This is a genomic window from Streptomyces chlorus (assembly GCF_042655885.1).
Classification (GTDB): Bacteria; Actinomycetota; Actinomycetes; order Streptomycetales; family Streptomycetaceae; genus Streptomyces; species Streptomyces chlorus.
In genome coordinates, this window is the sequence record NZ_JBHSOA010000003.1 from 36,408 (window position 1) to 56,376 (window position 19,969).

The window sequence follows — 19,969 nt, forward strand, 5'->3', positions numbered from 1 at the left end:
GCCGCGAAGGAATGCTCATGACCCCGATAGAGTCCGGCGCCCCGGACACCCTCCCGGAGCCCGCCGCACCCGGCGCCCACTGGGAACTCGGCCGGCGCTTCGTGCTGCGCGCCGCCGGTCTGCCCGTCGAGACCGTGCACGGCCTGCGCTGCCCCGGCACCCGCCGCTGGGCCGACACCGTGCTGGACGAGGAGGAACGCCTGAGCGCCGCCGGTGCGGCGCTGAGCGACCTGCTGCACACTCTGGTCAAGTCGACCACCGGCCCCGAGGAGGACGCGGGGGACGCCGCCGCCCGCCGTGGCCTGATCAACCTGCGGCGGCAGATCTTCAACAACCGGCTGCCGGCCGACCCCGCGGCCGCCGTCCGCCTGGTGGCGGAGCGGGACCCGCACACCGGGCGGCTCACCGAGGAGTGGCTGCGCGACCGTGCCCGCCTGGAGGAGCTCCGGGCCGAGGGCGCCGACCTCCTCGCCGGTGAACTGCGGGAGAACCGCGGCGTGTTGCGCGAGGTGTTGGCCGACGACCGGCTGCGCCTCGGTCTGCTGCTCGCCTCGCCCGCCCTCGACGGTCGGTTGGACACCTACCTGCGCGACACCAGTGCGCGGCCGGGCAACCGCCTGCGCAAGATCGAGCGGTCCGCGCTGACCTACCTGTACCGCACGGCCTGCAAGACGAGCCCCTTCAGCACCTTCACCGGCATCGGCCTGGGCACCTTCGCCGACGGCCCCGAGGACGGCGCGGCGTTGCGCACCGGCGAGGACTGGGTGAGCCACGTACGGCTCAATGTGGTGGCCCTGGCCCGGCTCACCGAACTGATCATGGCCGACCCGGCACGCCACCAGGACCTGCCGGTGGTCCTCTCACCGGGCTGGGGACGCGAAGCCGACCGCATCCGCTATGTGCGCCACGTGCTGGCCGCGGGCGACGACAGCGCCGCGGTCACCTTCGACGCGGTCCGCGACCGGTTGTTCTTCCTGCGCAGCAGCGGCACTCTGGAGCGGCTGCTGGAGTGGCTCGGCGGACACGCGCAGCCGGTGCGCCACCGGGACCTGGTGGCCTGGCTGGAGAGCGAGCACGACGCGGGACACGAGGCGTGCGAACGGTACGCGTCGGCTTTGCTGGAGCTCGGCATGGTGCAGGTGCCGGTGCTCCGCGCGGACGTGCACGACCACGACCCGCTGCGCTCCTACCAGGACGCCCTGCGCTCGCTGGGGGCCGCCTGGGCCGACCGGCTGGCCGGCCTGTTGGACGGTCCGGCCGACTGCCTCGCCCGCTACACCGGGGCCGGCGTCGACGAACGCCGTTCTCTGCTGGGCACCCTGCGGACGGGGCTCCTCGACGCCCAGCGGGAACTGGGGGCGGCCGAACCGGCGCTCCCGCAGACCCTGGTGTACGAGGACGTGGACACCGGTGACGTGTCCACGTGCGCGTCCGCCGTGCTCGGCGGGGACACCGGACGGGCCCTGCGCGCCGTCGAGGGCGTCCTGCCGCTGTTCGACCTGACACTGCCGCAGCGCATCACCCTCATGGGCTTCTTCATCGCCCGCTACGGCCGCGGCGGCCGGTGCGACGACCTGCTCGGCCTGGTCCACGACTTCCACGAGGACTTCTTCGACCAGTACATCTCCTTCACCTCCAAGCGGGCCTCCTTCGACGACCAGGGCATCTATGTGCCCGAGGAGAACTGGCTCGGTCAGAGCGAGATGAAGTCGCTCGACCAGGCCCGCCGCCACTTCCACGCGGGGATGAGCGCCCTGTGGCGGGACGACGCGGAGCACGGCGCCGAGGAGATCGAGCTTCCAGCCGCGCTGCTGTCCGAGACCGTCGGCGAACTCGGCGGGATCACCGGCCACTTCACCCCGCAGAGCCACCATCTGCAGTTGTCCCGGCCCGAGGGCGGCCGGCCCCTGGTGGTGCTCAACAAGTCGTACGGCGGACTGGCCTTCCCCTTCAGCCGGTTCACCCACCTCTACGACGGCACCGCCCCGGACGGCGACCCCGCCGCTCCCGGATTCTGCGACGCGCTGCGCGCGGAGATGGCGGCCCGTTGCCCGGACGGCGCCGTGCTGGCGGAGGTCACCGGCGGTCCGGTCACCAGCAATCTGAACCTGCACGGACGGCTGACCGACTACCAGATCGTGTGCCCCGGCGAGACCAGCACCGTGCCCGAGGAGGACCGGATCCACCTGGACGACCTCTACGTCGTCCACGACGAGGCGGCCGGCCGTCTGGTGCTCCGCTCCCGCCGCCTCGGCCGCGAGGTCGTGCCGGTGTACCTCGGCTACCTCGTGCCGATCGCGCTCCCGGAGATCCCGCGCAGCCTGCTGCTCCTCTCCCCCAGCACCATGGCGCCCTTCGACGTCTGGTCGGGGGTGCCCGAGGGCGAGGCGGTCGACGGCGTCACCCGCAGGCCCCGGGTCACCCACGGGGACGTGGTGGTCGGCCGGCGCACCTGGACGGCGGACGCCGAGGTCCTGCCGGTCCGCTCCCAGGGCTCGGGCGAGGAGGAGCACTACCTGGAGTACCGGCGCTGGCAACGCGCCCACGGCCTGCCGGACCGCTGCTTCGCCACGGTCTCCCACCCCGGCCAGGGCCCCATCGGGGCCAAGCCCGTCTACGTCGACTTCGACAGCCCGCTGTGCCTGGCCACGTTCGACGCCCTGGTGGAGCGGAAGCCCGGTACCCGGGTGGCCTTCCGGGAGATGCTTCCCGCCGAGGACGGCCTCCACCTCACCTCCCGGCGCGGCCGGCACGTCGCCGAACTCGCCGTGGAGACCTTCACCACCCGTCAGCAGCCGCAGTCCGACCAGGAGGTCGCACCGTCATGTCCGAACTGACCGAACCCGCGGCCTTCCGGCCCGCCCCGGGCACCGCCGCCTCGCCGTGGCTGGCCCTGCACATCTTCTACGCCGCCAACCCCCAGCCGCTGCTGGTGAAGTGCGTCCGCCCGCTGGTGGAGCGGCTCACCGAGGAGGGGCTGCTGTCCGGTTACTTCTTCATCAACTACTGGCTGGAGGGGCCGCACGTCCGGCTGCGGCTGCGTCCGAGCGGTCCGGCCGCCGAGGCCGAGGTGCGGCGCCGCGCCGAGGAGGCGATCAGCGGCTTCCTGAAGACCCGCCCCGCCCTGTACGAGGTCGACTCGGGCTTCCTGAAGGACTTCTACAACTCCCTGTTCGACATCGAGTTCCCCGATGAGGACCGCGCCGCGTACATGGGCCCGGACGGCCGGATGAACCTCAGGCCGAACAACTCCTTCTCCTACGAGGTCTACGCCCCCGAGTACGCCAAGTACGGCGGTCCGGCCGGGGTGGAGCTCGCCGAATGGCACTTCCGGCACTCCAGCGACCTCGTGCTGGAGGCGTACCGGAGCATGAACCTGCACCTGCGGACGGTGCTGCTGGGCACCTCCGCGCAGCTGATGATGGTGATGGCCGGCTGCTTCCTGCCCGAGGAGGAGCGGCTCGCGGACTACCTGGACTCCTACTACGAGTTCTGGCACCGGCTGTTCCCCGGCACCGGTTTCATCGGGTCCAGCGAGTACGAGCGCACCTACGAACGGGAGGCACCCGCCCTCGGCGCCCGTTTCGCCCAGGTGCGGCAGACGGTGGCGAGCGGTGACCTGTCCCGGCTGCCGGCGTTCCTGCGCCGCTGGGCCGAGCACTGCCTGGAGCTGCGCGAGCGGGTGGTGGACCTCACCGCACGCGGCGAACTCGCCTTCCCGGCGTGGGACGGCCCGGCCCGGGAGGACGCCGGCCAGGTGCGCGCCGAGGACCCCGACGCGGCCCCCCTGGTGACGGTCACGCACGCCCCGGCCGTGCTGCCCCGCCTCCTCTCGCCGTACATGCACATGACCAACAACCGGCTGCACGTCACCATCCGGGACGAGGCGTACCTGGCCTTCGTCCTGGGCCGGGTGCTGCGGGAACCGGCCGGGGGACGGCAGGCGGCCTCATGAGCGCCACCGACCACGCCGGCACTGCCGCCGGCCAGTCCGGCCGGGCCCCCGGCGGCGGTCCTGCCGCGGGCCGGGCCGCCGCCGCCCGGGCCTACCGGCCCGCCCTGCGGCCGGGCGTACTGATCAGTCCTGCGCTGCTGCGCGGCCCACGCACCGTGCACCTGATCAAGCACCCGGTCAGCGGCGCCGCGTTCGAGGTGGGCCCGCGCGAGCACTTCGTCATCGGCCTGCTCGACGGGACACGGAACGTCGACGACGTCGTGGCCGCGTACGCGGAACGCTTCCGGCGCAGGCTGCCGGAGGAGCAGTGGACGCGGCTCCTGGGTCTGCTGGGCACCCGGGGTCTGCTCGACGGCTCCCCGGAGCCCGCGCCGCCGGAGCCCGGCCCGGCACGTACCGGCACCTTCTGGGCGGGCAGCCGGCGGACCGTCGCCGACGCCCACGCGACGACCGGGCGCCTGCACCGGCTGCTGCGGCCGGTGCTGCGCCCCTGGGCGCAACTGCCGGTGGCCGCCGCCGCCGTGGTGATGACCGTCGCCGTCCTCGCAGACGCGGGGGCGTTCCTCGACGGGACGTGGGAGCTGCTCACCAGCCCCCTGGCGCTCGTCCCGTTCGCGGTCTTCCTCTGGTTCAGCATCTGCCTGCACGAGCTCGCCCACGGCGTCGCCGCCCGGCACTACGGCGGAGTGGTGTCCGAGATCGGGCTGCGCTGGCGGTTCCCGGCCATGATGATGTACTGCACGGTCGACAACTACCTGTTCCTGCCCGGCCTGCGGGCGAAGCTGGTGGTCGCCGCCGCGGGCGCCTACGTCAACCTGGCGCTCCTGCTGCCCTTCGCTCTGTGGTGGGCGCTCCTGGACCCGGCCGATCCGGTCCGCCCGGTGCTGACCGGGATGCTCTTCGTCGGCATCGTGCAGGCGCTGAGCAATCTGGTCCCGCTGTCCCCGCTGGACGGCTACCGCATGCTCGGCCACATCCTGGGCGCCGCCAACCTCGCCCCGGAGACCGGCGCGTACCTGACCCTGCGCCGCCGCGGGCGGGACGCCGTCGCCGACTACCCGCAGCGCGCCCGCCGCCTGTACGTCTCCTACGCCGTCACCGCGGCCGCCTTGGTGCTCGTCGCGGCGGCCGGCACCTGCGCTGCCGTCGTGTGGCTGTTCCTCCGCTGACTCTCCGACCCTGAAAGAACACGCAACTCATGAATGAGGTACCCGTATGAGCTCCCCCTCCCCCACCACGGACCACGGAGCCCAACCGGCCGTCGTGGTCGACGACGTGACCAAGAACTACGGCAGCCGGCGGGCGGTCGACGGGGTCTCTCTGGACATCCGGCGCGGTGAGTTCTTCGGGCTGCTGGGTCCCAACGGGGCGGGCAAGTCCACCCTGGTGGAGATCATGGAAGGGCTGCGCCGGGCCGACTCCGGCTCGGTCACGGTGTTCGGCGAGTCGCCCTGGCCACGCAACACCGCGCTGCTGCCGCGCATGGGCGTACAGACCCAGTCCTCGGCCTTCTTCGTACGGCAGACCGTGCACGAGCACCTGCGCACCGTCGCGGCGCTGTTCGGCACGGACCGCGCGGCCGTCGACCGCACCCTGGAGGCCGTGGGCCTGGGCGGGAAGCACGACGTCCTGGTCGACAACCTCTCCGGTGGCCAGCGGCAGCGGCTCGCCATCGCCTCCGCGCTGGTCCACGGCCCCGAACTGATCTTCCTCGACGAGCCGACCGCCGCACTGGACACGGAGGGCCGGCGCGATCTGTGGGAGGTGCTGCGGGGGCTGAAGGCGGAGGGCCGGACCATCGTCTACACCACCCACCACCTGGACGAGGCGGAAACGCTCTGCGACCGGGTGGGCATCCTGGTGGACGGCCGGCTCGTCGTCACCGACGAACCGCAGAACCTGATCGGGACCTTCGGTGCCGCCAGCCGGCTGCTCGTCCCGCTCGGCCGGATCGACGAGGAGCAGGCCGCCGGCCTGCCGGGCGTCGAGGGCGTCACCGTACAGGGCGGGCACCTCGTCCTGCAGACCCGCGCCACCGGCCGGGTCCTCGCCGCCCTCGACCCCCTCACCGGTCTGGACGGCGTGCAGACCCGCAGCCCCAGCCTCGAGGACGTCTACCTCGAGCTCACCGCCCGGCCGCAGTCCCCCCTCGCATCGAACAACCAGGAGCAGTCATGAGCGCCTACTCCGCGCTGACCACGGCGGGTTACCGCGCCCAGGTCCGGGACAAGACGACCGTCTTCTTCACCTTCGCCTTCCCGCTGATCTTCCTCGTCGTCTTCGGTCTCGTCTTCCGCGGTCGCAGCGTCGAGGAGAGCGGCTTCTCCTACCTGTCCTACACGGCCGCCGGGGTGCTCTCCTGGGGTGTCGCCAACGCCGCCGTCTTCGGCATCGGGTTCACGCTGATGCAGTGGCGCTCGGACGACATCCTGCGCATGATCCGGCTGTCCCCCGCCCCGCTGACCGCCGTCATCGGTTCCCGCTACGTACTCGCCCTGGGCGTGGGCCTGGTGCAGTCGGTGCTGTTCATCGGGGTGGCGATGCTTCCGGGCTTCGACCTGGTGCCCGACTCCCGGTGGCCGCTGCTGATCCCCGTCATGATCCTCGGCATCACCACGTTCCTGCTGCTCGGGGTGATCATCGGCAGCGTCGCCGACACCCCGGAGTCGGTGGCCGGCATCGCCAACTTCCTGATGCTGCCCATGGCGTTCCTGTCCGGTTCGTTCTTCCCGCTGGACGCCATGCCGGACTGGCTGCAGAAGGTCTCGATGGTCCTGCCGCTGCGCTATCTGAACGACGCGGTGTCGGCCGCGCTGACCGGCCGCGGCGATCTGTCGGACATCGGCTGGGGCGCTCTCGGGCTCGTCGTGTTCGCCGTGGTCTTCGGTGCCGTCGCGGCGCGCGCCTTCCGCTGGACGAAGTCCTCATGAGCGCCGCGACCCTGCCGCTCGCGCACCCCATGGCGCGGGCCCGCGACGCCCTGCAGGAAGCCCTGGACGGCCACTTCGGCGCCGTGGACGCCCCCCGGGTGGTTCCGGTGGGCGCTGTCGGCGCGGGCGGCCCGGACGCCCGGGACCGGGACCCGTGGGCCGCGGACCGGCCCACCGCGCTGGTCCACGTCACCGCCTCGGCGGTGCTGCTCGGCCCGTGGGGCGGCGACGGGACCGCTCCCGCCTGCGGCCGCTGCCTGGCCCTGCGCTGGCAGCGGCTGCGCAGCCGCAGCGAACGCAACGCCCTGGAGACCGCCGGGCCCGACGGGCCCCGCCCCGCCGGGGCCTGGCCGGTACTCACCGGCCACGTCCGGGACACCGTGACCGCGCTGTGCGAGGCGCTGCTGCGCGGGCCGCTCCCGGCGCCCCCGGCGGAGCATCCGGCGGACCGCGCCCTGCCGCAGGTGACCCGGCTGGACCTGGCGAACCTGACGATCCGGACGTACCCGCTGCTCGCCGACCCGCTCTGCCCGGACTGCGGCCGCCGCGCCCCGGCATCGGTCGCAGTCGAGCCGCTCACCCTCGCCTCGCGCCCCAAGCCGGACCCGGACACCTACCGGCTGCGGTCGGCCTTCGCCTACCCGCTGCCCACCGACGCCCTGGCCAACCCGGTCTGCGGCGCCCTGGGTGCAGGCACCTGGACCGACGTCACCTCGTCCACCACCGCCCCGGTGGCCGGCAGTGCCTTCGTCCGCGGCTACGCGGGACTGCACGACGTCACCTGGAGCGGGCAGGAGAACTCCTTCGCCACCAGCCGCCGGCTGGCGTTCCTGGAGGGCCTGGAACGGTACGCGGGCACCCACCGGCGCGGGGGCCGCGCCCCGGTCGTCGGCTCCTACGAGGAGCTGCGGGCCGACGCGGTCGACCCCGGGGTGTGCGGGCTGTACAGCCCGGAGACCTACCGGGACGACCCGCTGACCGACCCCTTCGACCCGGGCCGCCCCATCCCCTGGGAGTGGGGCTGGTCGCTGCGGGACGAGCGTCCGGTGCTGGTGCCGTCGCGGCTGGTCTATTACAGCGCCCCGCTGGCCGGCGACAACTTCGTCTTCGAGTGCTCCAACGGCTGCGCCATCGGCGGCTGTCCGGAGGAGGCCGTCCTGGGCGGTCTGCTCGAACTCGTCGAGCGGGACTCCTTCCTGAACGGCTGGTACGGCGCGGCCCGGCTGCCCCGCATCGACCTGGCCACGGTGGGCAGTCCCACGGCCGTCGCGATGGCCGAGCGGGCCGCCCTGCAGGGCTACGACGTCCACGTCTTCGACAACCGGATCGACCTGGCGATCCCGGCCGTCACCGTGGTCGGCGTCCGCCGGGACGGCGGACCGGGCACCCTGTCCTTCGCCGCGGCGGCCTCCCTGGACCCGAGGTCCGCGGTCGAGGGGGCCCTGTCCGAGGTGCTGAGCTACATCCCGCACCTGTCCCGGCAGACCGCCGAACGCCGGGACGAACTGGAGGCCATGGCGGACGACTTCTTCCTGGTGCGCCATCTGAAGGACCACCCCCAGCTGTACGGGCTGCCCCGGATGTCCGCGTACGCACAGGCCTACCTGGAGCCGTCCCCGGCCCGTCCCTTCGACGAGGTGTACGGGGACTGGGAGCGCCACGGCCGGCCCCGCACCGGCGACCTGCGGGACGACGTCGCGATGGTGCGGGACGAACTGGTCGCGGCGGGCCACGACGTGATCGCCGTCGACCAGACCTCGCCGGAGCAGGAGCGGGCGGGGCTGCGCACGGTCGCCACGGTGGTGCCGGGGCTGCTGCCGATCGACTTCGGCTGGAACCGGCAACGGGCCCTGCTGATGCCCCGGCTGCGGACCGCGCTGCACCGCGGCGGGCACCGGGACCACGACCTGACCGACGCGGAGATCCTCCGGGCCCCGCACCCCTTCCCGTGAATCCGTCCGTCCCCTTCCGGGTCCCCACCGCGGCGCGGCGGGGACCCGGCCGTCCTCGCGGAGCCCGCCGATGAACCCACCGTCCCACCCCTCCCCGGCTCTCCCGGTATCCGACGCCCCGGCCCCGGACAGTCTCCTCGCCCGCGCCGGGGAGGTGCTGCGGCCCGCCCTCGACCTGTACCTGGACCTGCACGCGCATCCGGAGACGTCCGGGCGGGAGGAGCGCACCGCCGACCGTTTCGCCCGGTCCCTGGAGGCGGCCGGCTGCACGGCGACCCGCCGGGTGGGCGGCCGCGGCGTCGTCGGCGTCCTGCGCAACGGGGACGGTCCCCGGGTGTGGCTCCGGGCGGAACTCGACGCGCTCCCGATCGAGGAGCGGACCGGACTGCCGTACGCCAGCCGCAACGGCGCCATGCACGCCTGCGGCCACGATCTGCACCTGGCCGCGGCCACCGGCGCGGCCGGCCTGCTCGCGCGCCTCACCGACCGGTGGCGGGGCACCCTGGTGGTGGTGGGGCAGCCCGCCGAGGAGACGCTGTGCGGGGCCGAGGCCATGCTGGGTGACGGACTGTACGAACGGTTCGGCCGGCCCGACGTCGTGCTGGCCCAGCACGCCGCGCCGCTGCCCGCGGGCACGGTCGCGCACGCGCCGGAGCGGGTGCCGATGACGGCGGCCGGCGCGGTGCTCGACGTCCTGCTGCACGGGCGGGGCGGCCACGCCGCCACCCCGCACCTGGCGGTGGACCCGGTGGTCGCCGCGGCCTCCGTGGTGACCCGGCTCCAGGGCGTCGTGGCCCGCGAGACGGCGCCCGCCGACCAGGTGACCCTGACGGTGGGCACACTGCGGGCCGGGACGGCCGCCAACGTCATCCCCGACGAGGCCCGCCTCGGCATCGCGCTGCGCGCGGCGAACGAGGCGTCCCTGGAACGGGCGCTGTCCGCGGTGCGCCGCGTCGTTCTCGCGGAGAGCGCCGCCGCGGGGGCGCCGCGCGAGCCGGAGGTGACGGTCGCCTCCCGCTCGGCGGCCCTGCTGTGCGACCCGCACCACACCGCCTCCGTACGGCGGGCCCACGCCGCGCTCCTGGGCGCCGGCCGGGTGCTGGACTGGCCCGGCTCGATGGCCACCGAGGACTTCCCGCTGTTCGGGGACGCCGGCGCCCCCGTCCACGGCCTGCGTGGAGTCCCGTTGGTCTACTGGATGCTGGGCGTGGTGGGCGCGCGGGAGTGGCGCCAAGCGGCGGCGGGCGGTGCCGACGCCGCGCCGGCCCCGAACCATTCCCCGTTCTTCGCCCCGCACATCGGCAGCGTCCTGCGGCCCGCGATCGGCGCGCTGGCGGCCGCGGCGGTGGACCGGTTCGCCGACGGGTAGCGGGCCACGGCCGGCTGGGTCACCTACAACATCGGCGCCGGGTGGCCCGACCCCATGGAGTACAAGATCGCCCTCGGCGAGGCTCACGACGTCCTCATCCACCTCAACGACGTCGAGGCCACCACTTACCTGGGCACCCCCTGAGTCGGACCGACGGGCCGTCAGCCGGCGTGGTCGAGAACCTCGCGCAGTTTGCGCGCGAATGCCTCGGGTTGCCCGGCGTAGCCGAACTCGCCGTCCAGGAAGCCGCCGTGGTGGCTCGGGAACACCGTGGGCTGCTGTCCGAGCAGTCCGGCCGTCGCCACCGCGGTGCGTCCGGTGAGGGTGTCCAAGGACTCCTCGCCCACTGCGATCTCGATCCGCGTCGGCGCGTCGGTGAGCGCGTCCGTGTCGGGGCGGTGGCTGCTGACCGTCCATGAGCGGTCGGAGAGCAGCGGATCGTCACGGGAACCGTCGTCGTCGGCCGGCATCCCCAGGGCGGCGGGGTCCGGCGCGGGCCGGGCGAAGTAGTCCTCGGTGAACTCGCCCTGCCAGGAGGTCATCATGACGAACGCGGCCATGCCGGCACCCCAGCCCTTCTCCTCGTAGGCATCCCGCACGGCCGCGCGGGCGCGTACGGCAGCCTGGGCGTCGGGGAGCAGGGTGATGAGCGGAGGCTCGTGGGCCACCAGGGTGGTCACGGCGTCGGGGTACGTTTCCACCAGCGCGAGCGCGGTCACCGCTCCCCCACTGCTCGCGAACATCTCGACCGGGCCCGCGCCGAGCGCCTCGATGACAGCGTGCACGTCGGCGGCCTGGAGGGCGGGACTGTGGTCGACCCGGCCGTCCTTTCGGACGCTGCGGCCGATACCACGCGGGTCGTAGGTGATCACGGTGCGCTCGGGGAAGTACGACGCCAGTGCGCGGAAGCCTGCGGCGTCCATGGGCTGGCCGATCATGAACAGCGGCGGGCGTCCGTCGGCGGTCGGCAACGGGCCGAGGACGTCGTGGACGAGGTCGGCTTCGGAGGTCCTGAGGATCTGTGCTTGTGTGGTCATGGCGGTGTGGACCGGTCCCGAGCCGAGAACTCATCGGCCGCCGCCTCGGGCGGTCGCGGACAGGACGGCGGTACGGCGCCGTGCGGGCCGGACGGTGGTGCGCGGGGTGGTGGCAGGCCGGTGGCAAGCCGAACAGGTGACACCGTCTCCGGGTCTCGCGGTCGCCCGGTCTCCTGCTTGCCCGCCGTCGCTGCCACTGCCACTGCCACGATCGTCCATGCCTGTGGCGGTTTTGAACCGGTGGTGACCGGCTCCGCTTCGTCTCCCGGTACGAGAAACAAACACACCGGACGGGCCGGTCGAGGGCGGGTCAGGGCAGCTCTCTTGTCCCCGGGCCGGCCTCCGGATTCTTCCTGTACGCGCATGCCCGGCCGCGTCACCGCATGCAAAATGAAGCAATGTTTCCTTCCGACGATTCCGCCACGCCACCGCCCTGGCATGCTTTGCCCGCAACTGACGCAACGGGCCGGCTCGACGTGGACCCCGGTGCGGGGCTTTCGTCTGCCGAAGCTGCCCGGCGGCTGGCGGAGCACGGGCCGAACCAGTTGGACGAGGCTCCGCGGGAGCCCCGGTGGCGGGCCTTCCTCCGGCAGTTCCAGGATCTGCTGATCATCATTCTGCTGGTGGCCGCCGTGGTCAGCCTGGTGGTGTCCCAGGAGTGGGAGACCCCGATCGCGATCGCGGTGGTGGTGCTGCTCAACGCGACGATCGGGTTCGTGCAGGAGTCCCGCGCCGAGGCGGCACTGGACGCCCTGCGGGAGATGACGGTCACTCACGCCACGGTCCGCCGCGACGGCCGCCTGATGCAACTGGCCGCCAGTGAACTGGTCCCCGGGGACGTGGTCACCCTGGCGCCGGGCGACCGGGTGCCCGCGGACGGACGACTGCTGACATCGGCTTCCCTGGAGGTGCAGGAGTCCGTCCTGACCGGCGAGGCACAGGCCGTGGCCAAGGACGCGGATGCCGAGGTCGCGGAGGACGCCCCACTGGCCGACCGGGTGACGGCGGTGTTCATGAACACCGCCGTCACGCGCGGCCGCGGCGAGGTCACGGTCACCGCCACCGGTATGAGCACCGAGACCGGCCGCATCGCCGACATGCTGCACTCGGCCAAGCCCGGTCCGACGCCGCTGCAGCGTCAGATCGACACGCTCAGCCGCACCCTCGCCCTGATCGCCGGGCTGGTCATCGCCCTGGTGTTCATCCTGGGCCTGGTGCGCGGGCAGGACTTCGGCGACCTGTTCATCAGTGCCGTGTCGCTGGCGGTGGCGGCCATCCCCGAGGGCCTGCCCGCGGTGGTCGCGTTCACTCTCGCGATGGGCACGGGCCGGATGGCCAAGAAGGGGGCGATCGTCAAGAAGCTGGCGTCGGTCGAGACTCTCGGCAGTACCACCCAGATCTGCACGGACAAGACCGGCACGCTGACGCTGAACCAGATGACGGCGCGGGAGATGCTGCTGGCCGGCCGCCGGCTCACGCTCTCCGGCGAGGGCTACTCCTCCGAGGGGCGGATCCGCACCACCGACGGACAGCCCCTGCCACAGACCCTGGACCACGCACTGACCGCGATGGCTCTGTGCACCGACGCCGTGATCCGCGACGGTGAGGTCGTGGGTGACCCGACCGAGGGCGCCCTGGTGGTCCTGGCCGAGAAGGGCGGCATCGACGTGACCGGGCTGCGGCAGGGTCGGCCGCGGCGACTGGAAGTCCCCTTCGACTCCGACTACAAGTTCATGGCGACCTTCCACGACTGGACGGACGACTCCGGGCGTGCGGTGATCCGGTGCTTCGTCAAGGGCGCCCCCGACGTCCTCGCGGACCGTGCGGACCGCCTCGTGGGCGAGGCGGGGGTCCTGCCGTTCGACGACACGGCCCGCCGTCGGTTCTACGAGGGCAACGCCTCGCTGGCCGAGCAGGGCATGCGTGTCATGGCGCTGGGCATGGAGGATTTCCCCGCCGACGACTTCCAAGCTCCCGAGGACCCCAAGGATCTCCTCGACCGGATCGTGCTGACGGCCATGGTGGGCATCGTCGACCCGCCCCGTCCGGAGGCGCGCACGGCGATCGCCGAGTGCATCGACGCCGGAATCCGGGTCCGCATGATCACCGGTGACCACGCGGTGACCGCCGGTGCCATCGCCCGCGAGCTCGGTATCCCCGGAGCCGCCGTGACGGGCGCCGAGCTGGACCGTATCGACGACGAAACCGCCCTGGCCGACCGGCTGGACGAGGTGGGCGTCGTCGCCCGGGTGTCGCCCGAGCACAAGATCCGTATCGTCCGGGCGCTGCAGGACCGCGGGGATGTCGTCGCGATGACCGGTGACGGTGTCAACGACGCCCCCGCGCTACGCAAGGCCGATATCGGGGTGGCGATGGGTGTCACCGGGACGGAGGTCACCAAGGAGGCCGGCACGATGGTGCTGACCGACGACAACTTCGCCACCATCGTGTCCGCGGTCCGCGAAGGCCGCGGCATCTACGACAACATCGTGAAGTTCACCCGGTTCCAGGTCTCCACCGCCCTGGGCTTCGTGGCTACCTTCCTGATTGCCTCACTGACCGGCCTGGCCGGCGGGGCGCCGTTCACCGCCCTGCAGATCCTGTTCGTCAACCTGGTCATGGACGGCCCGCCGGCCATGTCCCTGGGCGTCGACCCGGTCAGCCCGGACGCGATGAAGCGCGCGCCCCGCGCAGCCGGCGAACGGATCCTCAGCAGGCAGCGTCTCGCCCGCATCCTGCTGGCGAGCACAGTGATGGCGGCCGGCACGCTGGCGGTGCTGATCTGGGCCCCCGGCCCGGAGGCGGAACTGGGAGAGGCGACCGTCGCGGGCACGATGGCCTTCGTCACCTTCGTGTTCTTCCAGGTCTTCAACCTGCTCAACGTGCGGCACGACACCCGCAGCATATTCAGCCGTGAAACACTGCAGAACACCTCCGCTTTCGTCGCCACGGCGGCCGTGATCACCCTGCTCATCGTCATCGTCGAGACCGAAGCACTGCACGGCTTCTTCACCACCACCGACCTCACCCCCGGTCAGTGGCTGGCGTGCGCTGCCGTCGGCTCGGCGATCCTGTGGACCGGCGAGGTGCTCAAGTCCGTGCTGCGTGCGCGTGCCCGCCGCACGCGCGTCACCGGCTCGCAGCCGACGTCCCGGCAGGCGGCATGACGGCGGTGCGCCGGGCGGACCGACCGCGCGGGCAGGGCAGGCAGGCAGGCAGGCAGGCAGTCGGACACAACAGGTAGGCAGGGCAGGGCAGGGCGGACGGACCGGGCTGTCCGCCCTGCTCTGCCTTCTGCTCCTGCCTTCTGCGCCCCCACGGTCGTGAGGGTCTACGGCCTCTCAACGAGGTCACGGTCGCCGGGCGTGCGCGCGGGCCGCGGGGGCCCTGCAGCCGCTGCCGTACCGGCCCGACCGCACCGCACTGCGCGGGCTGTCGGACGCTGTCACGCCCGGCGGCACCCTGCTCGTCGTCGGCCACGACGTCGCCGACCTGCCTCCGCACCACGAGTCCGATCCGACTCCGCCGCCTCCTGACTGCCCGACGACATCGTCGGGTTTCTCGACGAGAAACTGGGCTGTTCTGCTCAACGAGGACCGCCCGCGCACGGCCCCCGTGCCCGTCGGTAGGTACCCCACCCGCGACACCGTCCTGCGGGCGCGGCACCTGCGGTAGCCCGGCATCCTCACGCAAACCGGGCCGGCGGAACCGAGGCACGCGGGACCCCTGTTCGCATCCACTTTCAAAATAGTTTACGGTTCAACTATCTGCTGAATGTACGCAGGAAAGGATGGTTTGCACCATGAACGTCACCGCCGCTGTAGTCCGAGGCAAGTCGATGCCGTTTGCCGTCGAGGAGCTCGAACTGGACGACCCTCGTCCGGACGAGGTCCGGGTCCGGATGGTCGCCACCGGTGTGTGCCACACGGACGCGATCGTGAGGGACCAGGTGTATCCGACACCGCTGCCCGCCGTCCTCGGCCATGAAGGCGCCGGGGTCGTGGAGGCGGTCGGCAGTGCGGTCACCAGCCTGGTCCCCGGGGATCACGTGGTCCTGTCGGCCGCGTCCTGCGGAGTCTGCGCGCAGTGTCTGAGCGGGAACCCGACCTACTGCGAGAACGCCTACGACCAGTGCTTCGGCGGTCGGCGCTCGGACGGCACCACTTCCCTGTCCTCGAACGGGGAGGCCGTCTCCTCCCACTTCTTCGGCCAGTCCTCCTTCGCGACCTACGCCAATGTCGTGGAACGAAGCGTGGTCAAGGTTCCCCACGACGTGCCCCTGGAGAAGCTCGGCCCGCTGGGCTGCGGCCTGCAGACCGGCGCCGGAGCGGTGCTGAACGAACTGCGTCCCGAGGCGGGCACGTCCCTGGTGGTCTTCGGCGCCGGAGCGGTGGGCTCGGCGGCCATCATGGCGGCCAAGGTCGCCGGCTGCACCACCGTCGTCGCTGTGGACCTGCACGACTCCCGGCTGGACCTCGCCCGCCGGATCGGCGCCACCCACACGATCAATTCCGGCAGCGCCGACGTCGTGTCCGAGCTGAAGAAGATCACCGGCGGCAAGGGTGTGGACTTCGTCGTGGACACCACCGCCGTACCGGCGCTGCTGACCCAGGCGCTGGACGCCCTCGCCATCCGGGGGACCATCGTGCTGGTCGGCGCCGCCGCGTCGGGGACGACGGTTCCCTTCGAGATCGGTGACTCCCTGCTGAAGGGCTGGACCTTCAAGACCGTCATCGAGGGCAGCTCGGTTCCGCAGGTCTTCATCCCCCGCCTCGTCGAACTGTGGCAGCAGGGCCGCTTCCCGTTCGACGCGCTCGTGAAGACCTACGAACTCGGAGCGATCAACGAGGCCTTCGCCGACTCGGCCAGCGGCGTGGCGATCAAGCCGGTCGTCGTCTTCTGACGGTCCGGGGCCTCTGACGGTCCGGTCGGCTCCCGCGGGAGCCGGCTGCCCACCCGGGAAGGGGCGTACGAGCCCACAGGGCAGGGCTCGTACGCCCCTCGGGTCCTAACCGGACCGCTGTGATGCCGCTGCCGGTGCCGGACCCGGTTTCCGTGCTGATGCGGGCGCGGGGGCCTGCCGTCGGAAGGCCCAGTCCATTTTCGGCTCGAACGCGGCACGGAAGATCCGCCGCACCGGTGCGGTGCACAGGGCGGTCACGACCACGGCCGCGATCACGGTGACGGTGATCTCGCCGAGCGGGGTGTGGAACCAGTCGTTGTGGGACCAGTGCCAGTGGTTGGCGGCCTGGATGAAGAAGCCGTGCAGCAAGTACCCGTACAGCGTGCCGGCGCCCAGCGCGGTGAACCACGTCCGACGCCGCGGGACGAGGGCTACGAAGGCGGCGACGAGGACCGTCGAGCAGCCGAAGACCGCCAGCGTCATGACCGGCCCGTACCAGGAGGGCGCCGCGAGATCCTCGGCACTGGACTTGTGGAAGAACCAGGCGTAATTCATCCGCGTCACGGCCCAGTAGGCCACGACCAGCGCGCCCGCGAGCACCGGCACGGCCAGGATGCGCACCTCACGACGGCGCACCACCTCGAAGTGCTTCTTCTCCAGTGAGAGGCCGAGTACGAAATACGGCAGGAACTGAAGGGTGCGGTGGAGGTCGAGGTCCTTGCCGATGGACGGGGTGAGGCTGGCCAGTGCCGCGATGGTGAGGGCGATGGGCAGCGGCCGGCGCAGGGCCCGCCAGATCGGGGTGGTCAGCCGCCAGATGAACAGGGCGGCCAGGAACCACGTCAGATACAGGGGGTCCAGCAGGCTGATCGAGCGATCCGGTTCGTTGTCGCTCCACCGGGTGAAGAAGGTGTACGCCACCTCGAAGACGACATACGGCACGGCGACGCCGGTGATCAGGCGCTTGATCTTCCCCGGGCTCCAGTCGAAGCTGCGCGAGAAGTAGCCGGAGATGATGATGAACGCCGGCATGTGGAAGGCGTAGACCAGCGTGTAGAGGGTGGTGACGGTGCGGCTCTCGCCGCGCAGTGGTTCCCACGCATGGCCGACCGCCACCAGCACGATGGCCAGGTACTTGGCGTTGTCGAAGAGCGCGTCCCGCGGCTTCACCGACCGGGTCTGCCCGCCGACCCTGTCGCCGGCCGGTGCGGTGTCGGTGCGGGTCTTCTCCTTGTTCGGTCTCGTCGGCGGCCCGTCCGTCTCCCCGGGGCTGCGCGAGGGCAGCGTTTCGTTCACGATTCCTTCCTTCGGGAACCCAGACAGAGCAGAACACCTCTTACGGGAGTTACGTAAGTGACATGAGAGTAACGACCCGGGAAACCGTAACCGCGGCCGACGTCCGGGTAAACCCGAACCCGTGGACATGTGACCATCGCGATCATGCGCGGTGACGGGTGAGGGAGGTCCCGTGTCCATCGGCGGCGCGGGGCCCATTTTCGGCCATTCCCGCCGCGTCGGCACTGAGTGCACGTCTGCCCGGACACCGCCGCCCTATGCTTCTACATGCCTGTAGAAGGCCTGTGCCGCGCGTCCGCGGAGACGTGCGGCACTGCGCTTACGAAACACTCGCACGTGAAGGAGTGGACGCCGCGATGGTGTTCAAACGACTGCTCGGCTCGCTCGGTGTGGGCGGCCCCACGGTCGACACGGTCCTCGACCCCGGTGCGCCCCGGCCCGGAGCCGCACTGACCGGGCAGGTCCATCTCAAGGGCGGTGACGCCGACTTCGACATCGAGCACATCACGCTGGAGCTGGTGGCCCGTGTCGAGGCCGAGCATGAGGAGGGGGAGAGCGAGGGCGCCGTCGCCTTCGAACGGTTCACCGTGGGCGGCGGCTTCCGGCTCGGCGCCGACGAACTGCAAAGCGTCCCGTTCACCGTGGCGCTGCCCTGGGAAACCCCCGTCACCGAGCTCCACGGCCAGGGCCTCGGCATCATCCTGGGCGTGCGGACCGAGCTCGCTGTGGCGGGCGCCAAGGACAAGGGCGACCTGGACCAGCTGAGCGTCGGGCCGCTGCCCGTACAGGAAGCGATCCTCGAGGCGTTCGGCGGGCTCGGCTTCGGCTTCCGGTCCGCCGATCTCGAGTACGGCCGTATCGGCGGCACCGGCCAGCAGCTGCCCTTCTACCAGGAGATCGAGCTGACCCCGCCGGCGCAGTACGCCCACCGGATCACCGAGATCGAGGTGACCTTCCTCGCCGGTCCCGGCGGCATGGAGGTCGTACTGGAAGCGGACAAGCGCGGCGGACTCTTCTCCTCCGGCCACGACGCGGTGAACCGGTTCACGGTCTCCCACGACGGTGTCGAGCACCAGGACTGGAACGCGATCGTCGACGAGTGGATGCGCCGGCTCATGGAACACCGGGCTCCGTACGGCTCGCACGGCGATCATGGGCACGCCGGGCACCACGGGTACGACGAGCGCCACCACGACGGGCAGCACTCCGGCCCCGGCATGGGGACGGTCGTCGCGGCGGGCGCGGCCGGACTGGCCGTGGGGGTCGTCGGCGGCATGGTCGCGGCCGAAGTCATCGACGAGGTCGGGGACTTCTTCGAGGGCGAAGAAGAGGCGGAGGACGAGGGCTGACCGCACGGGGCGGGCCGGGCACGGTATGCGCCCGGCCCGTCTCGCCCCGTCGTACGGCACCCCACCCCACAGCTTCTACAGAATTGTAGAGGTTAGGCTTGCCCATGTACGGATGCCTGCTGTGCCGCACCGTCGGCATGGCCGGCGCGGCACGGCGACACGACTAGGAGGGGCGTCATGGGCGTCATCGCATGGCTGGTGCTGGGACTGCTCGCAGGGGCGATAGCCAAGGCCGTCCTCCCCGGGCGCGACCCGGGCGGGCTCATCGGTACGACGGTCATCGGCGTCGCGGGGGCCTTCCTGGGCGGCTGGTTGTCGTCGCAGTTCCTGGACCGGCCGGTGCAGCGGGAGTTCTTCGACGCCGCCACCTGGGGATCGGCCATCGTGGGCGCGCTCGTCCTGCTCATCGGCTACCGCGTCCTCTTCGGCAACTCACGCAGCTGAGTGTCGGCCGGGAACGACCCATCGACCGCGGGCCACCGCGAATACTCGATACCACCGAGAACGACCGAGAAGGAGTACCCAGTGGGAGTTTCCCTTTCCAAGGGCGGCAACGTCTCTCTCAGCAAGGAGGCCCCGGGCCTGACCGCGGTCGTGATCGGCCTCGGCTGGGACGTACGCACCACCACCGGCACCGACTACGACCTCGACGCCTCCGCGCTGCTGCTCAACGCCTCCGGCAGGGTGCTGTCCGACCAGCACTTCGTCTTCTACAACAACCTCAAGAGCCCGGACGGTTCGGTGGAACACACCGGGGACAACCTCACCGGTGAGGGCGAGGGCGACGACGAGTCCGTCAAGGTGAACCTCGCCGGTGTCCCCGCCGAGGTCGACAAGATCGTCTTCCCGGTCTCGATCCATGACGCGGAGAACCGCGGCCAGAGCTTCGGCCAGGTCCGCAACGCCTTCATCCGGGTCGTCAACCAGGCGAACAACCAGGAGATCGCCCGCTACGACCTCTCCGAGGACGCCTCCACCGAGACGGCGATGGTCTTCGGCGAGCTCTACCGCAACGGCGCCGAGTGGAAGTTCCGCGCCGTCGGCCAGGGGTACGCCTCCGGGCTCGCCGGAATCGCCGCCGACTTCGGCGTCGGGGTCTGACACCCGGCCGGACCAGCTGCCGGGCCGGCTCCTTCGTGGCCGGCCCGGCGCCGGTCCCTGTCACGGGGCGGGCGCCA

Annotated in this window: 14 protein-coding genes; 12 read left to right on the forward strand and 2 right to left on the reverse strand. The window is 71.8% G+C overall.

From position 1 onward, the window contains the following. The first annotated feature begins 11 nt into the window (after positions 1 to 11). The 7 genes from ACFPZI_RS00535 (at position 12) to ACFPZI_RS00565 (ending at position 10,206) form a co-directional block, all read left to right on the forward strand. A complete protein-coding gene (locus ACFPZI_RS00535; protein WP_381356592.1) occupies positions 12 to 2,837 on the forward strand; it encodes a lantibiotic dehydratase in 2,826 nt (941 codons plus the stop codon). Beyond that, the gene (locus ACFPZI_RS00540; protein ID WP_381356595.1) at positions 2,825 to 3,955 is read left to right on the forward strand and encodes a lantibiotic dehydratase C-terminal domain-containing protein; all 1,131 of its coding nucleotides are present in this window, start codon (positions 2,825 to 2,827) and stop codon (positions 3,953 to 3,955) included. The genes ACFPZI_RS00535 and ACFPZI_RS00540 overlap by 13 nt, the downstream gene beginning before the upstream one ends. Continuing rightward, positions 3,952 to 5,124, forward strand: a complete 1,173-nt coding sequence (locus ACFPZI_RS00545; RefSeq protein ID WP_381356598.1) for a metalloprotease — start codon at positions 3,952 to 3,954, stop codon at positions 5,122 to 5,124. The genes ACFPZI_RS00540 and ACFPZI_RS00545 overlap by 4 nt, the downstream gene beginning before the upstream one ends. A gap of 46 nt (positions 5,125 to 5,170) precedes the next feature. Continuing rightward, positions 5,171 to 6,133 carry an ABC transporter ATP-binding protein gene (locus tag ACFPZI_RS00550; protein WP_381356600.1) on the forward strand — a complete coding sequence of 321 codons (963 nt, stop codon included), beginning with the start codon at positions 5,171 to 5,173 and terminating at the stop codon, positions 6,131 to 6,133. After that, entirely contained in the window at positions 6,130 to 6,885 is a 756-nt protein-coding gene (locus ACFPZI_RS00555; protein WP_381356603.1) for an ABC transporter permease, read from the forward strand. Before ACFPZI_RS00550 ends, ACFPZI_RS00555 begins: the two co-directional genes overlap by 4 nt. Beyond that, a complete protein-coding gene (locus ACFPZI_RS00560; RefSeq protein WP_381356606.1) occupies positions 6,882 to 8,837 on the forward strand; it encodes a TOMM precursor leader peptide-binding protein in 1,956 nt (651 codons plus the stop codon). The genes ACFPZI_RS00555 and ACFPZI_RS00560 overlap by 4 nt, the downstream gene beginning before the upstream one ends. A 70-nt stretch (positions 8,838 to 8,907) precedes the next feature. Beyond that, positions 8,908 to 10,206: an amidohydrolase gene (locus tag ACFPZI_RS00565; protein ID WP_381356609.1), complete on the forward strand. Its 1,299-nt coding sequence runs from the start codon at positions 8,908 to 8,910 to the stop codon at positions 10,204 to 10,206. Positions 10,207 to 10,367: 161 nt separating this feature from the next. Here ACFPZI_RS00565 and ACFPZI_RS00570 read toward each other — a convergent pair whose 3' ends face one another. Continuing rightward, the gene (locus ACFPZI_RS00570; RefSeq protein ID WP_381356612.1) at positions 10,368 to 11,243 is read right to left on the reverse strand and encodes an alpha/beta fold hydrolase; all 876 of its coding nucleotides are present in this window, start codon (positions 11,241 to 11,243) and stop codon (positions 10,368 to 10,370) included. 443 nt (positions 11,244 to 11,686) lie between these two features. Here ACFPZI_RS00570 and ACFPZI_RS00575 point away from each other — a divergent pair, with 443 nt between their 5' ends. Both ACFPZI_RS00575 and ACFPZI_RS00580 read left to right on the forward strand, forming a co-directional pair. Continuing rightward, positions 11,687 to 14,410 carry a cation-translocating P-type ATPase gene (locus ACFPZI_RS00575; protein ID WP_381356615.1) on the forward strand — a complete coding sequence of 908 codons (2,724 nt, stop codon included), beginning with the start codon at positions 11,687 to 11,689 and terminating at the stop codon, positions 14,408 to 14,410. Positions 14,411 to 15,045: 635 nt separating this feature from the next. Beyond that, positions 15,046 to 16,146, forward strand: coding sequence for an NAD(P)-dependent alcohol dehydrogenase (locus ACFPZI_RS00580; RefSeq protein WP_381356618.1), 1,101 nt, complete (start codon positions 15,046 to 15,048; stop codon positions 16,144 to 16,146). Positions 16,147 to 16,251: 105 nt separating this feature from the next. On the opposite strand, the gene ACFPZI_RS00585 is transcribed toward ACFPZI_RS00580, so the two are convergent. Next, positions 16,252 to 17,442: an acyltransferase family protein gene (locus ACFPZI_RS00585; protein WP_381356621.1), complete on the reverse strand. Its 1,191-nt coding sequence runs from the start codon at positions 17,440 to 17,442 to the stop codon at positions 16,252 to 16,254. A 356-nt stretch (positions 17,443 to 17,798) separates the two neighbouring features. On the opposite strand from ACFPZI_RS00585, the gene ACFPZI_RS00590 reads away from it, so the two are divergent. The 3 genes from ACFPZI_RS00590 (at position 17,799) to ACFPZI_RS00600 (ending at position 19,892) form a co-directional block, all read left to right on the forward strand. Next, entirely contained in the window at positions 17,799 to 18,791 is a 993-nt protein-coding gene (locus tag ACFPZI_RS00590; RefSeq protein WP_381356624.1) for a sporulation protein, read from the forward strand. A gap of 177 nt (positions 18,792 to 18,968) precedes the next feature. Further along, positions 18,969 to 19,235 (forward strand): GlsB/YeaQ/YmgE family stress response membrane protein, encoded by a 267-nt coding sequence (locus ACFPZI_RS00595; RefSeq protein WP_381204207.1) that lies wholly within the window; start codon positions 18,969 to 18,971, stop codon positions 19,233 to 19,235. Between the two features lie 81 nt (positions 19,236 to 19,316). Then, positions 19,317 to 19,892, forward strand: coding sequence for a TerD family protein (locus ACFPZI_RS00600; RefSeq protein WP_381356627.1), 576 nt, complete (start codon positions 19,317 to 19,319; stop codon positions 19,890 to 19,892). The last annotated feature ends 77 nt before the right edge of the window (positions 19,893 to 19,969 follow it).

Bases quoted from the DNA above. Each gene is read 5' to 3' on its own strand.
- ACFPZI_RS00555 (WP_381356603.1), top strand. From the start codon at position 6,130: ATGAGCGCCTACTCCGCGCTGACCACGGCGGGTTACCGCGCCCAGGTC.
- ACFPZI_RS00550 (WP_381356600.1), top strand. From the start codon at position 5,171: ATGAGCTCCCCCTCCCCCACCACGGACCACGGAGCCCAACCGGCCGTC.
- ACFPZI_RS00565 (WP_381356609.1), top strand. From the start codon at position 8,908: ATGAACCCACCGTCCCACCCCTCCCCGGCTCTCCCGGTATCCGACGCC.
- ACFPZI_RS00595 (WP_381204207.1), top strand. From the start codon at position 18,969: ATGGGCGTCATCGCATGGCTGGTGCTGGGACTGCTCGCAGGGGCGATA.
- ACFPZI_RS00590 (WP_381356624.1), top strand. From the start codon at position 17,799: ATGGTGTTCAAACGACTGCTCGGCTCGCTCGGTGTGGGCGGCCCCACG.
- ACFPZI_RS00545 (WP_381356598.1), top strand. From the start codon at position 3,952: ATGAGCGCCACCGACCACGCCGGCACTGCCGCCGGCCAGTCCGGCCGG.
- ACFPZI_RS00570 (WP_381356612.1), bottom strand. From the start codon at position 11,243: ATGACCACACAAGCACAGATCCTCAGGACCTCCGAAGCCGACCTCGTC.
- ACFPZI_RS00535 (WP_381356592.1), top strand. From the start codon at position 12: ATGCTCATGACCCCGATAGAGTCCGGCGCCCCGGACACCCTCCCGGAG.
- ACFPZI_RS00560 (WP_381356606.1), top strand. From the start codon at position 6,882: ATGAGCGCCGCGACCCTGCCGCTCGCGCACCCCATGGCGCGGGCCCGC.
- ACFPZI_RS00580 (WP_381356618.1), top strand. From the start codon at position 15,046: ATGAACGTCACCGCCGCTGTAGTCCGAGGCAAGTCGATGCCGTTTGCC.
- ACFPZI_RS00540 (WP_381356595.1), top strand. From the start codon at position 2,825: ATGTCCGAACTGACCGAACCCGCGGCCTTCCGGCCCGCCCCGGGCACC.